The sequence below is a fragment of the Bacteroidota bacterium genome, from assembly GCA_016715425.1.
Lineage (GTDB): Bacteria > Bacteroidota > Bacteroidia > Chitinophagales > BACL12 > JADKAC01.
Map to the genome: position 1 here is coordinate 304,832 of JADKAC010000008.1, position 15,180 is coordinate 320,011.

The following is a 15,180-nucleotide window of genomic DNA, read 5'->3' on the forward strand; positions in this document are numbered from 1 at the left end:
AATGGAAAATGCTATTTGCTTCCTGTATTGTTCAAATAAAAGTATAAGCAGGTTTGACCAAATATAGCCTTGCACGCACTAATGTAAAATGTGGCGAACATGCTGGGACAAAAATACATGTGCGATTGGAATTTAAGATTATGGGAAAGTGAGAATAGTATCTATAATTTAATCCATTGCTGTACCCACCTGCCTGATTCAGAAATTATTTCTGTAAAATATATACCGGCATCAAGATGAGAGATGTTGGCTTGATTATTTTTAAAATTTACCGACACAAATTGATTCAAATAATTATATGTGCGGATGCTTAAAATTTCTACATCAGGTGAAATAGTTATTTGCAATATTTTATTCGCAGGATTTGGAAACACATTAAAAATAAATTTCTGATTTTGTATTTGTTCAACAATTGGAGGACTTGTATTTACAAGTTTCCAACTATCGTTAGAAGCAATTCCTGCCATCATCCATAATGCATTATCATACACAGTTGTTGAATGTGCATGTCGTGGTAAATATTTCGGATACTTTAATTCATACCATGTAATACCATCTGCACTGTACCATGTTTCATTATTATCTGTTTGATTTACTACTCCATTTATCACCCACATTTTATTATCAAACCATGCAACTGTATGCCAATACCTCGCTTGCCATGGTGGGTTTGCATTTACAAGATTCCAACTTTCACCATCTGCAGTATTCCAAACTTCATTATAACATCGCCTGTCCCAAAGTCTGCCACCACCAAGCATCCATGCGACATTATTTATTGTATCTACGCAATTATTTAAAATCATTCCTCTGCCTGTCCATGGGGCATCCGGTAATTGTTCCCAATCAATACCATCGGTACTTCTCCAAACCTGATTTAATCCACCCGAAACATAATCCACTTGTTGCCCTCCAAAATTTAATAATGTATGATTTACACTTGCCACATTTATACTGTGCCGGTGTGGTAAAAAATAGGGAATGGAATCCAATAACTGTATCCAGTTTATGCCATCATCACTTTTCCAAACATCACTCAGGGCACCAGATTGCGGATCGCCACCTATAAGATAAATGAAGTTTTCATGCACAAGCCAACCCGAAATATGGCGTGCTGGCCAGGGGGCTTCACCATGATATTCCCAATTAATTCCATCTGTTGAACTATAGATTTCACTGCAAGTATAAAAGGGTTCATGATAAGGAGGATCCCATCCACCGAACAACCACATTTTATTTTTAAAATTTACTAATCCACTTCCATCTCTTGGTGTAAACGGTAGTGAGTCGTTTACTAATTGCCATTGATAATCTGTAACAATAAATGGCCCGACAGTTTTTGTGTTTGCTGTATTTAATCTATCAGTAATGCGTAATTCCACTTTTGTTCCTATCGGATAATTCATTACAAAGGGATAGAAAAAATATTCCACCAAATGATTTTGATCTGTAAGTATCCAATCGCCGGTTTCATTAATACGATATTCCAAATCAATGGAATCACTTACTTGTGTTGCATCAAAATCCCATCTTACCAAAATTGTATCTCCTTCAAAATATGCATCTGTGGATTTTGGGTCAATAAAATTAAATGGATTATGATCATGAAATAAATTCAGTATTTCAATTTCGGATAATGCACGATTATAAAATGCAATATCATCTACTGTTCCTTTCAATTTATTTGGTGCTGCACTAACAACAAAATTCAACGCATCTCCAATTGGTCCTGCATAATGTTCGTAATACACAGATGTATAGTTTAGCCCTTCATGCCAAACGCTTAAGGTGTCATTGGTTCTGGTTAATACATGATGATGCCAACGTCCATCATACCATGTACCTGCAGCACCTTCTGCTAAATAATTATCCCCCCAACCTGAACCATTCCAGTAAGTATAAAAACCGTAGTAAATTTCCAGTATAGATTGCAAGCTGCTTGTAGAACTGAATTGAATTTCAAAATTATTGATAGTATCGTTAGGTGAATCTTTCAGTGAAAAGAGATTCAGTTTTTCGGGTGAATTTGTTTTCATCCAAAAAGAAATTGTAAAATCACTTGGCAGTGGAGCAAGTTCAGGAATTGGAATTATCAATGAATCGGAAATACCATTCATTTCAAGAGCTGCATTTTCATTTCCAAATCTATCAACTGTAAAAGAGCAACCACCCGCAATAGCATCATTGTGAAATGTGCTTGAATCAATTGTAGAATTATTAAACGGATAAAATCCTACCAAACCATCAGCAGGCACTTGTGCAAATAGGGAACAGCAAATAAATAAAATAAATGAAAGGAGTAAATATTTCATTCAACAAATGTAAGCGAAGTTGATTAAGCTTTTCATGTTCTCACAGAGTTATTCGCAGAGATTCTGTGAGCACAGAAAGGATTGGCTGCCAACCTTGGAGATACTGAGTACAATGTTTTGTAGCTTTGAATAATGGTAATAGAATCAAATATTGAAAGTATTAGAAAATTGTGTAACACACATTATGTAGAAACAATGTATGTGTTTGGCTCTTCAATTAACGCAAATTTTAATGATGAAAGTGATGTTGATTTTCTTGTTAAATTTAAAGACATTGAGTTAGAAAACTATTTTGATAATTATATGGATTTTAAATTAAAACTTGAATCTTTAGTTGGTAGAAAAGTGGATTTGTTAGAAGAACAGACTTTAAAGAATCCGATTTTAATTCAGTCAATTAATAGATCAAAAGAAAGGGTATATGGATGAAAGAATTTTAAAATATTTGTATGATATCAAATTGGCAATTGATGAGATTGATGCATATTTTATAACTGAAAAGCGAGACTTTAATTTATACCGCAAAAATATAATGTTGAAGCGGGCGGTGGAAAGAAACCTCGAAATAATTGGCGAAGCTATTAACAGAATAATTAAACAAGATAAAAGTTGGGCTGATATTATTACGAATGCTAAAGCTATTATTGGTTTAAGAAATCAGATTATTCATTCTTATGACAATATATCGGACGAAAATATTTGGTCAATTTTAATAAATCATCTTCCTAAACTCAAAGAAGAAATTGAGTTACTAATAAAAAATTAACAATCATTCCACCATCACCTTCATGTTATCACAGAGGTGCACAGAGAATTAATTATATTGATTTCAATTATATGAAAACAATTAAAAATTCAACTTAAAAAAATTCCGCATTAAAGATTCTAAATTTTTTTTATCTCTGTAACTCTGTATTTCTCTGGGCAACTCCGTGTAATTTTTTTTTATTCTATAAGTGTAACCTGCATCATCCAATCACAATTTATTTGAAGGTAGTCGCTGTAAACTTTATTAAAATAATATTATTCGCTTAATTTCTTATTCCCAAAAATATAGCTTACTCCAAAACTTGTTGTAAAAGAATATATATCTATCCAAATTTTTTGATCGTCGGTATTATTTTCATTATTTGAATTCCATCGTGAATAATCATAAGATGGTTGAATATATATTTTGAAATTATCTGCAATCAGATAAGCAAACTGCATAGATGTATTAAAATACCAATGAAAACCTTCTTCGTCACTTACATAATCATCTATAAATGTTCCTAATTGCAAGTAAGGTGTAACTGTAATATTATTCTTTGCAGCAATAGTATATCCGCCATAAACTCCAAACTTATAATGTGTAGGTGTAGGATTTGCCACAGGACTTATAATAGTGGGAATACCGAGTGCAGGTATGCCATCGTATATTAAGTTTCTTACATAAAAATGTTGCATTCCGGCAGATAAACCAACAATGGCTTTATTCCATGCATATTCTCCTGAAATCTGAAAAGCATAACAAGGATCTGATGAAGATGTATAAATAAAAACTGTAGTATCCGTATTGCCATAAATATCATGAAAACTAAACTCAATTGGTTTAATTCCCCAAACTGTATTGCCGTAACCATAATTTGCCGATATAGAAAAATTATTTTGAGTATAGCAATTTAAAAATAATAAACTGCAAATTATTAATGTGATACTATTCTTCATAAAATTCATTAATCCAGATTTAAGATAATTTCATTTTCACCATTCATGTCGGTCAAAATAATATTTGATTCCATTAGCCAAGTGTTATTTTCAATTTTACTTCTTACATAGGATTCAAGTAAAATTCCCGAATTATCACTTGCTACAGAAGGCCAACCAATTTCACTTACATCACAACCTTCCTTTAATAATTCTTGCACACCAGTGTTGATATTAACTTTATAGAGTCCACTTAGTTTACACCATACAAAATTTTCTGAATCTGAAAACCAATCCATGCCGTGAATAGCATCATAATAGGATTCATACTGAAATCCTAAAGTTATTTTTTCTAGATTAAACAGAGTGTCGTATAGAGCAATCCCCATATCCAAACTTCCTGAATTATTGCTATATAAGGAAAGAATTTTTTCGCCATTACCTGACCAAGCCCCATCACTAAATACTTTATCTATAGTTTGATATAAAATATTTCCATTATAATCAGAAAACATTACAAAATAATCACTTTCTATAATTCTGCGAAATACAATTCTTTTATCATGAATGCATGGTTCAACATCATAATTTAATTCTTCTGTAAATAGGGGTTGCAAACTATCTCCATTCGATTTCACTTTCCATATCTGCTGATTAAATCTATTAAGGAAAATCCAGTCATCTAAACCATATTTGGGGTAATACCAAACATTATCGGTTATATAGCTTTTTTCTTTTGTAGTCAGATTATACTTCCATAATTGCTTACTAAAAGTGGGATCATTCGGTTTATCTAAAACATAAATAAATTCATTTGAATTTTCAGGATTAAAACAAGGTGCCAGATAGTAATTATTTGCATATTCCCATGTATTTATTGAAGAATAATTGATGGAATCGCAATCAGTGAAAATATCAATAATAGGTTTATCACAAGATATAAAGAATAACATCATTAATACGGTTATTATTCTTTTGATAATTAAAATCATAATTTGATGAATTTACCGGTTAATTGCTTATAGCCATCATTAACTGAAATAATATAAATACCGGATTGGTATTTTGCAACTGGGATGGAAATAAAATTATTTGATATTGAAAATCTGTCTTCTTTACTACTGTAAAGTATTTTCCCAGTTATGTCTTTTACCTGAATTATTAAATCATTCATTCCGATAAAATCTTCACTAGCAATATTTACAAAATCAGAAGTTGGATTTGGGAAAATGGTAATAGAAACTTCCTCACCTAACGCAGTAATTTCAGTTGCATATTCATCATAAACATGTAAGGAATAGCAAAACTTGGCTTTTGTTGTATTTGGATCAAATGGAATCCATTTATTTACTGTACTACCATATAATTCGCAAGAGGATGTATGATATAAAAAATAAATATAACCCTCAACAGTGGTTGATGATAAACTGGGAGATGACATCGTAAAAGAAGGGTCATCTGTTACAATCTGAACTGCATCATTTAAACCTAAAACATTCGACATACTTGGTAAAATCCAATTGTTAAGAATTACACTTGAAGCTGAAAGTGAGTGATAAGCAGCTCTATTAATTTTATAACGTGCTGCACAATAATACCCAGCACTTATTCCTACATAATCTCCAGCTTCTGCTATAAATATTGTCATTTCTTCTTCATCAAGATCATCATCTGTAACATTATATTCTTGACAAATATGAATCACTTTATACTTTGGCATTTCAATAACCTCCAATGCTTCTTGTGCGTCTAATATCCCCCAGCCACAATAGTCATCATAGATATCTTCATTACAAGGTGGTTCAAATCTTTCGTCTGCTGTAATTTGTAAAATTGCTTCTACATCTTCTTGTGTTAGATTTTCAAAATGAGGCGCAGAATCATGATTATTCACTTGACTTAACATCAAAGCAGCAACGCCACTTACATGTGGTGCACTTCCAGATGTACCTCCAAATGTTATGTAGTCATCTGTTGCACCGTTATCTGTTGTATAAATTGTAACTCCTTCAGAACCATAAGGCGCCATCAAGTCAATATTATTCCCAAAATTAGAACCGGATCCAGAACTTCCTTCGTAAAATTCTCCATCATTACCTGAACCACCTACACTTAATATATAATTATCGCTTAAATCTGAAGGATAATGTAAGTCTCCTGTTGCTTCGTTGCCTTTTGCACAAACTTGAATTACATGGCTCTTAAATGCAAAATTCATAGCATTACTCATAGCATCAAAATTCCAATCTATTATTTGACCTACAATTCCAGTTCCCCAACTATGATTCATTATATGTAATCCATATCCATAACTTCCATCAGGTGTATAAGACGCCCCTTCAGTAATTGCATTTGCACAAAACCATGTGTCATATAAAGGTTCTTCATGTTCGATTAAAGGATTATATTCTTCTCTTGCTACTTCCATATCAAAGAGCTGTACTCCTGTTGAATTTATATCACCTGTAATTAAATCCCCACCTGCAATACCAGCTATTCCTATATCATTATCTGTAATTGCTCCAATTATTCCTGCCACGCAAGTTCCGTGATTATTAGAATTTGAAAGTGAATTATCATCTTCATAAACTGCATGATCATTTTCATAATCCCAACCGCCAATAATTTTAGAGTCGCTAAATTCTTCATTTCCAGATGTTAGATGAAAATCTTCATGTTTCCAATAAATACCCGTATCAAATACACCAACCTTAATGTGAGTTCCTCCTTTTTCCACATCCCATGCACCTTCGGTATTGATATCTTCAAGTGATGTTGATCCGTCAAATAAACTATTTTGTAAGTTATAGTCATCATCATTGGGGGAAAAATCTTGGCCAAATAAATAATTGGGATGCGAATAATCAATAATAGAAATCATATTATTCAAGGTATCATATACATCTTCAATGTTTACATTCAATGTAACTATAAATGAGGACCAAAATTTTGGTATTGATATAGTGTCCCCAAGCCTCGTAATTGATAGAGAATCATTGGCTGTTAACTTTGAATATATCTTATACACTTTTGGTGTAAATTGTCCCTGGCCTTTAATTAGAGGATATAAAGTATTGTACGTTCCACTATCAATTACATCAATCAAATTTGAAAATTGTTTTTGAGTGTTATTTACAAAATTCAAATCAACATTTTCAGGTTTAAAGGATATTATCATTTGCTCATCAACGTAAATTGGTTTCCCACTTGTGTCATTTATTATTTCATAAGGATAAGTCATTGTCTCATACTTCACCGTAACATATCTTGTAGTATCATCCTCAGTTCTTCTACCATATACCCATACATAATTATTATTGGCTAATACATTTGTTGGTATGTCAATACTTTCACCCAAGTTAGGATATTCATTTTTCCATGTGAGGTTTCCATTATCAGTTCTTAATGCAAAAGTGGTAATTACTTTTTTGCCTGATGTATATTCATAGAAACCTGTAATTACTACACGGTCACTGGTACTGTTATAAGTAATGCCTGTTGCTTGGGCTTCTATATCGTTACTGCTGTTTTGTAGTATTTTCTCCCATTGTAATGTACCGCCGCTATTGTACTTTACTATTTTTATTTGTCTGCTATCAATCGAATTTTCTGCATAGCCCGCTATATAAATATTATCACTGCCATCTATACATATTGCATTGCTTCCATCCTCGCCACCATCGTTTTCGCTTACTGTCCAAACAGGTGATAAATCTTCATCTAATTTAATAGTGCGCATATCGTAGTCAGTACCATTATAAGTATAACCTGTTATATAAAAATTATCACTGCCATCAGTAACTAATCCTGTTGGTCTGTCGAAACCATAACCGGCTGCACTGCTGCGTTGTGTTTGAATTAATGTGCCGGAAGAACTGTATTTCAATGAAGTATAATCCCAATTTGTAGCTGAAGATTGGCTTGCACCACTCACAACAATATTAGTTCCTCCATTGCTAATCAGATGACCGGGTATATCGTATAAACTCGTATAATCATATCGCTTATTCCATTGCACTGTACCGCCTGAATTTAATTTTAACAATAAATTATCGTAGCCGGTAGTAATACCAATACTTGCTGCACATACATATATATCAGTACCAATTAAAAGTATATCGGAAGGTATATCATTACCTGCACCTGTACCATCAAAAGTGGTAGCCCATTGTTGCACTCCAATTGAATTATATTTAATTACAACAATATCATAAGTATAATCATCGGACGCATTTGTAGCACCTGCGACAAATACATTACCGCTGGCATCTTTTATAAGTGCAGCACCATAATCAAATCCACTTGCTGTGCCGTTGTATTCTGTTTGCCAAACAATGCTGCCACCTTGATTTGTTTTTGTAGTAACGATGTTTGTTTTTTGAGTTGCACCATTCCATGTATTTCCTGTGGTAATCAGATTGCTACCATCTAATATAGATGCATTCCATTCTACTGTATCGGGGTAGTTTAATTCAAGTTGCCAAAGTTGGTTGACCAAAGTTTGACTCATAAGTGAATTATTAAAATTAAAAAGCAGAAGGCAGATTAAGCATGATGCTATTTGTAAGATTCTGCGGGGGGGGGGGGGGTAGATTTAGTAAATAAATTTTTCATGATAAATTGGTTTAGATGACTAAGGTAATAAAAAATTATTTAGTATCAATATTTTATTTATTCTTCTAATATTCTTCAAGTGGATTATTATTTGCAAATAAATCCAATTTAAATTTTGATTTTGCTATAATTTCATAAGTTTCAAAGAGAATTAATTTTATTTATTTCAATTATATAAAAACAATTAAAAATTGAACTTAAAAAAATTTCGCATTAAAGATTTTTAGATTTAATTTCTCCGTGTAACTCCGTATTTCTCTGGGCAACTCCGTGTAATTTTTTTCTTGAATTAATGATCTATGAATTTATTTTTTATGTTATAACAGAGACGTATGTAAGAACACCAATTATTACAAATAAAAAAGAGGAAAAAAATTTCGTTCCTCTTCCGGTTATTACAGAATTACTCGAAGAGCACTCTTTGAGTCGAATACAAGAATACTCACTACTCAATACTCTATACCCAATACCATTTATGGCAACGCATCTTTTAATTGCTGATAGCGTACATCAAATGTTTCGTCACCATCACAACCCAACAAATCATTTTCTGCATGAATATCTTCTATTCTGTTTTCAGGACTTGGATGTGTGCTTAAAAATTCAGGAATATCAGAGCCGCCACTTGCTTCTATTAATTCAAAAAATCCTGCTGCACCGGCTGCATAATATTCTGTTGGACATAAATAAATTACTGAGTATTCATCTGCCTGACTTTCATCTGCACGACTGAATGATAAACTCACAAGATTCACTGCAATATCTGTTAATACATTTTGATTTTGCCCTAATACCAAACTTAATAAAAGTGAAATACCATATTGCTCGGTTAGCTGATCAGTAACATGGCGTAAATCTGCATGCGCAATTTCATGTCCTAAAACTCCCGCTAATTGTGCTTCATTTTCTAAATATTTTATTAATCCGGTATATACATAAATATATCCGCCGGGAGTACAGAATGCATTTAATACATCATCATCTTTCACGATTTTTAATTGCCATACAAATTCATCTTTATACTCCACTTCACCGGCATCTAAAATGCGATCACGAATATCATACAACAACTCGTATGCTTCCGGATAATCACTTTCATTTAACAGAGGATATGTTGCTGGATCTGCTGCAATTTCAGTTGCAATCTGTGCCCCTAATTGTTTATCATCCTCAATACTGAAAATATTTATACCTCCCCCTTTTGAACAAGAGGACAAACTAAAAATACTTGCAGTTAAGAGAAGTAGTATTAAGCTGATTTGTTTATGCATGATCTGATTTTTTATTTTCTTGTTTTTCAAACATCATTCCAAAAGAAAGTTTAAGGAAGTGAAATGTTTGGAATATATCATTAATAACAATAAGGGAGTGGTTGAGACTAATATTATGTAAAATGCTGTTCCGGTAATAACTTGCAAGCGTGTCCGCACAATTAGATATCATTAAAAAACCGATTGAGGCTGAACTGGAAATTTTCGAAACAAAATTCCGGGATGCAATGCGCAGTAATGTGCCCTTGTTAGATCGTGTGATGCATTATATTGTACATCGCAAGGGGAAACAAATGCGGCCGATGTTTGTGTTGTTCAGTGCGGGCTTATTCGGCAAAATTGAAGAATCCACTTATACTGCTGCTTCCTTAATTGAATTATTACATACAGCAACTTTAGTGCATGATGATGTGGTGGATGACTCGAATGAACGCCGTGGATATTTTTCTGTGAATGCACTTTGGAAAAATAAAATTGCTGTGCTTGTTGGGGATTATTTACTCGCAAAAGGATTATTGGTTTCGCTGGAGCGCAATCAGCATCATATTTTAAAAATAACAAGTAATGCAGTGAAGGAAATGAGCGAAGGCGAATTATTGCAGATAGAAAAAGCCAGACGTTTAGATATTAAAGAAGATATTTATTATGATATTATCCGAAAAAAAACTGCCTCATTAATTGCAGCCGCTTGCAGCGCAGGAGCAGCATCGGTAACAACAGATGAAGTGATGATAGAAAAAATGCGATTGTTCGGTGAATACATTGGTATTGCATTTCAGATTAAAGATGATCTTATGGATTATGGTGCAGATGATATCGGCAAACCAACAGGTAGTGATATTAAAGAACGCAAAATGACATTGCCACTTATTTATGCTTTAAGTAAAGCCGGAACAATGGATAAACGTCGCATAAAAAATATTGTAAAAAATAATAATAACGATCCTAAAAAAGTGAAGGAAGTAATTGATTTTGTAAATAAATCCGGCGGAATTGAATATGCAGAACAAGCAATGAATAATTATCAAAATAAAGCATTTGATGTGCTGAAGAGTTTCCCCGCAAATGCAAGCAATAATGGTTTAAAACAATTGGTGCTTTATACTACGGAAAGAAAAAAATAATAGATTATCTGAAAATTATTTTTTCAGTTTGTATTATAGAAAGTAGAATTGTTGAACTGTCGAACTGTTGAACTGTGTTTATAAAATATATTATTCGTAATACCCCATATTTCTATATATAAGTTTTCACTACTTATGTTGCACAATAAATTTTAAAATTCTTTCACCTTGTTCAAAATGCAATTTCATCAGGTAGAATCCATTGTACAAATATGAAGTTGGAATTATAGTTTTCAATGAATTATTTGCATTCATTTCATAAATCACTTTGCCACTTAAGTCCATAATTTCTAAACTTAAAATTGCAATGTCTGATTCCACAATAAAATAATCATCCGCAGGATTCGGATATACTGAAAAAGAAAGTGCAGGATCATTAATAAAAACCACTACACCACAATCCGGATCATACGCAATGCCGGGTGAACCTTCAGGACATCCCGCAAACCAATTGGATGCATCATTCATCATTCCATTTATTTCTGCAAGTTCTAATGTTTTAGCACCACCATCCGCTTCTGTCGGCCAGGGTAATTCATCATTATAAATAACAGAAAATTGAATTACACCATTGTTATCATAAATGCGCAATACATCACCTGATGCATCTAATCCAAACATAAAATTTGTTGTCAACGGATCTATATCAGCATGACGTTCATTAAATAATGCAGAATTATTTGCAATGATTAATCTGTTATCCGAAGGCAACATTGTTCCCGGTGGAATTTGATAAACCAAGGAATCATTGCTATCCGCAAATTTCCATAAGCTCATATCCAATGTAGTGGAAGATGTATTTAAAATCTCTACCCAATCACCTGCATTTGCAGTGTCGGCACTGTTATAATTTATTTCACTGAATACAAGTGTTTCATCGCATGGAGAATACGCAATACCGGGCGAACCAAACATACATCCGTCGAACCAATTGGTTGGATCATTCTGATCTCCAAAATAATTTTTTAATTCCAATGTGCGACCTGTACCATCTGCACCTTGTGGCCATCCGCTGCTATCTGCAAAAACAACATTACTAATTGTGTCGCCATTTAATGCAATCAATGCAATGCGATCACCGGTATTATTTAGTTTAAAATTTAATTCACCAATTACATTTTCTATTGTTGGATTTTTTGCAGAGAAATTTTCCAGATCATTACTAAATACCAAATATGCATCGGGTTCTAAAATAGTTTGTATAGGAATGTGAAAAGTATTTACACCAGTTGCATCTGCTACTTGCCATCCGGAAATATCAATTGCATCGCTGCCATTATTAAATAATTCAAACCAATCACCACTGCTTGCACTGCTCTCACTGTTATAATTTATTTCTGTAATAATTATTTCTGGTTCTATTGCTGCACCGGTAAAGTTTGCTTCAAATGTTTCACTTGAATTTAAAAATAAGGTTACACTTTGATTCAATTCTTCACCCGTTGGAATTACATCTACAGAAGTCCAGTTGCTGAATGTATAACCCGGATTTGGAATAGCCGTAATCATTAATGGCACATCTTCAAAATACACACCTTCCCATGGTAAATCTTGTGGAATAATTGTACTGATTTGAATATAACCTGCTTCCGGTGGATTTACTTGTAATGTAATAAATCGTTGTTGCGTTAAACCAAAAGAAGATTTTATTTGATAACGTGCAGGTGTAATTCGGGTTTCATTATAATCCAAAATCCATTGCGTGTAATCCATCCAGGTTAATGCATTATAAGGAGGCCCCCAACGATCAGCAGTTCTTTGAATTTCGTTTATTAATTGGCTTCGCATTTCCGTCATTTCTGCTTCCATATTTTCTGTTTGCCAAATCGTATTAATTAAGTCAGCAAAACGATTGATAAAATAAATGCGGAACTCTGCATTGTCCAACATCTTATCAAAGATTTGTGAATTCATAGAAGTACCTGCAGGATTGCGAATAATGTCAATAAAATTATCCCAAACAGAACCGCCAAACCAACCCATTGCACCATCCATATCATACATAATATGTCGCCATTTTCCACCGGTACGGTCACGATATAATTTAATATTATTTTGTCCCCAATAAGCACCACCAAAATCAGAATTCTGATAATAAATTTCACCGATATAATAATCTACATAATTCTGAACATCCACCCGGTCAGCAAAATAATTATAGAAATCTGCATCATCCACAGAATGATCCATCAGCCAATTATACATATTCACAAAACCGGTATCAGAACCTGCAAGAGCTGTCCATCCATTTAACAAATCAATATCATCTGCATCATTGCCATAATTACTTTCTACAAAATGTTCATCTGCTTTTTCACGCACTTCATACAAGCCCCAATAAGATCCATTCAGAAAAACATGCACAGGTGTGTAAGCTTCATAATCAATATTTGTTTTGCGCATCACACGGGCGAGATATGAATCTTGTATCATGCTGTACCAAACATGCTGACCACCATTGCGGAGATTAATATTATTGAATGAATTTACTTCCGGTTTATCCGGAAAAATGGCATATCCCAAATCTCCATCAAGGCTATTTTTAAAATCTAATCTGAAACTTTTTTTATCTTCTGCTCTTGAATATCCTCCATGAATTTCAAGCATCATTTGATGTTCGAATAATGCATTGCCATCCATATCATAATAACTTACATGTGCTAATTTTTCCCAAGGCTCCCAGAAGTTAGCACCGAAATAGGGATACCAATAATCATAGGTATCACCGAATACATAGATGCCTGTATCATTATCCCATAAACTTCCGGGATCGGTTGAAATACTGATTATATTAATTCCGAAATCTCCTTCATCCAAAAAATAGGTATTCTTAATCATGGGTGATGGAAGTAATGTGCTGCTGCTAAAACATTTTGCTGCCACCACACAAGTAGTATCTATAGTAATTGGATCAGTATAAATGGGTGAAGAAATATCTACATGCGAACCATCTAATGTATAATGAATTTCAGCAGTGGCAGAGGTAGAAGATATTTCAATAGTTTGTGAGCCGGAATAAAAACCGGGGGCTAAAGAAAATACAGGTGCAGGTTCATAACCTCCTGTACATGTTGCAAAATCATTTGTAGTGGAGGGTGTTTCATTTGCAGTAACACACCATGTACTTCCATCAGGAATTCTTGCAATACTATTATGCACATCTAAATATCCTGTAAACTGTTGATCTAAAATATTTCCTGATGCATCACTTAAATAAATAGTTTCTCCTGCTGTACTTATTTTAAAATTTGTTTCTAAATAAGTACTTCCATAAGCAAACCACGGCGGCACATCTCCATAAGGATTATCTGTTGTTGTAATTCCAAATGATAACCAAAACAAAGAAGAGAAATCAGAGGAATAATAATTCAGATTATTCACTTGAATAGCAAGTACATTTTCACCAGGTACAATTGCTGCTGAAAAAATTGCATCCGGAATTACAAATGCTTCAGGCACACCTCCCCAATATAAAACCGCTTCATGATCTATTGTTGTTCCGGCATTATATGTTGGTGGTGATCCAACAATATTTGATGACCGTGCAATTTCAACTCCATTTAAATACGCAACAAAACCATCATCATAATCTGCATACAAAACTACCTTAGCCAGAATATCAGGATCAGCATCAAATGTTTTGCGCATACAAATAGAATAAGTGGAACTGATATATGTATTATCATCGCTATCTCCATAGCCGATACCTCCTTCGCCGGTACTCCATACGCTATCATCAAAACTATTTGTATTCCAATCAGAAGGAGGTGCAGAAGTGTTTGATCTGTATCGCCAAACCTCATCATAATTAATTGCTGTTTCCCAATGATTAATTAGAAAACTAATATTATCTCCACTTGCAAGAATCAGCAAATGTTCATTTGGATTGATAGTAACATCAGGAAAAATCCATTTGTTTAAATACACCGCATCATCACTTAATCCATATCCATTCAAGTTTACTGCTGTAGCTCCTGCATTATATAATTCTATCCAATCACTTTCATTTTCTGCAGCAGACAATACAATACCACGAGTACTGATTTCATTAATCACTATTTGAGCAAATGCAAAATTGCAAAATACAATTGCCATGGTTGTTATCAGGAGCCTCGTGAGTTTCATATTATAAAGATAAGCGTTACTGTTTAGCAGACTATCATTCCAATATCA

9 protein-coding genes are annotated in these 15,180 nt (G+C 33.4%); 3 read left to right on the plus strand and 6 right to left on the minus strand.

Features of this window, described 5'->3' with window-relative positions; genetic code table 11:
- Positions 1–161: 161 nt before the first annotated feature.
- Entirely contained in the window at positions 162–2,312 is a 2,151-nt protein-coding gene (locus tag IPN31_15390; GenBank protein MBK8683258.1) for a T9SS type A sorting domain-containing protein, read from the minus strand.
- A 129-nt stretch (positions 2,313–2,441) separates the two neighbouring features.
- Between IPN31_15390 and IPN31_15395 the strand changes: the two genes are divergently transcribed.
- Positions 2,442–2,741 (plus strand): nucleotidyltransferase domain-containing protein, encoded by a 300-nt coding sequence (locus IPN31_15395; GenBank protein MBK8683259.1) that lies wholly within the window; start codon positions 2,442–2,444, stop codon positions 2,739–2,741.
- Positions 2,734–3,078, plus strand: coding sequence for a DUF86 domain-containing protein (locus IPN31_15400; GenBank protein MBK8683260.1), 345 nt, complete (start codon positions 2,734–2,736; stop codon positions 3,076–3,078). The genes IPN31_15395 and IPN31_15400 overlap by 8 nt, the downstream gene beginning before the upstream one ends.
- A 257-nt stretch (positions 3,079–3,335) precedes the next feature.
- On the opposite strand, the gene IPN31_15405 is transcribed toward IPN31_15400, so the two are convergent.
- The 4 genes from IPN31_15405 to IPN31_15420 all read right to left on the minus strand — a co-directional run bounded on the left by IPN31_15405 (position 3,336) and on the right by IPN31_15420 (position 9,883).
- Complete coding sequence (locus tag IPN31_15405) at positions 3,336–4,019, minus strand: hypothetical protein (protein ID MBK8683261.1); 684 nt, start codon at positions 4,017–4,019, stop codon at positions 3,336–3,338.
- A gap of 8 nt (positions 4,020–4,027) precedes the next feature.
- Complete coding sequence (locus tag IPN31_15410) at positions 4,028–4,990, minus strand: hypothetical protein (protein MBK8683262.1); 963 nt, start codon at positions 4,988–4,990, stop codon at positions 4,028–4,030.
- Complete coding sequence (locus IPN31_15415) at positions 4,987–8,508, minus strand: S8 family serine peptidase (GenBank protein ID MBK8683263.1); 3,522 nt, start codon at positions 8,506–8,508, stop codon at positions 4,987–4,989. The genes IPN31_15410 and IPN31_15415 overlap by 4 nt, the downstream gene beginning before the upstream one ends.
- A gap of 577 nt (positions 8,509–9,085) precedes the next feature.
- On the minus strand, positions 9,086–9,883 hold the full coding sequence (locus tag IPN31_15420) for a M48 family metalloprotease (GenBank protein ID MBK8683264.1): 798 nt from the start codon (positions 9,881–9,883) through the stop codon (positions 9,086–9,088).
- Between the two features lie 227 nt (positions 9,884–10,110).
- Here IPN31_15420 and IPN31_15425 point away from each other — a divergent pair, with 227 nt between their 5' ends.
- Entirely contained in the window at positions 10,111–11,007 is an 897-nt protein-coding gene (locus tag IPN31_15425) for a polyprenyl synthetase family protein (protein ID MBK8683265.1), read from the plus strand.
- Between the two features lie 129 nt (positions 11,008–11,136).
- Here IPN31_15425 and IPN31_15430 read toward each other — a convergent pair whose 3' ends face one another.
- Positions 11,137–15,132, minus strand: a complete 3,996-nt coding sequence (locus IPN31_15430; protein ID MBK8683266.1) for a lamin tail domain-containing protein — start codon at positions 15,130–15,132, stop codon at positions 11,137–11,139.
- Positions 15,133–15,180 lie beyond the last annotated feature (48 nt).

Excerpts from the sequence above, each read along its gene's own strand:
- IPN31_15420 (MBK8683264.1), bottom strand. The coding sequence starts at position 9,883 with ATGCATAAACAAATCAGCTTAATACTACTTCTCTTAACTGCAAGTATT.
- IPN31_15425 (MBK8683265.1), top strand. The coding sequence starts at position 10,111 with ATGCGCAGTAATGTGCCCTTGTTAGATCGTGTGATGCATTATATTGTA.
- IPN31_15405 (MBK8683261.1), bottom strand. The coding sequence starts at position 4,019 with ATGAAGAATAGTATCACATTAATAATTTGCAGTTTATTATTTTTAAAT.
- IPN31_15415 (MBK8683263.1), bottom strand. The coding sequence starts at position 8,508 with ATGAGTCAAACTTTGGTCAACCAACTTTGGCAACTTGAATTAAACTAC.
- IPN31_15410 (MBK8683262.1), bottom strand. The coding sequence starts at position 4,990 with ATGATTTTAATTATCAAAAGAATAATAACCGTATTAATGATGTTATTC.
- IPN31_15400 (MBK8683260.1), top strand. The coding sequence starts at position 2,734 with ATGGATGAAAGAATTTTAAAATATTTGTATGATATCAAATTGGCAATT.
- IPN31_15390 (MBK8683258.1), bottom strand. The coding sequence starts at position 2,312 with ATGAAATATTTACTCCTTTCATTTATTTTATTTATTTGCTGTTCCCTA.
- IPN31_15430 (MBK8683266.1), bottom strand. The coding sequence starts at position 15,132 with ATGAAACTCACGAGGCTCCTGATAACAACCATGGCAATTGTATTTTGC.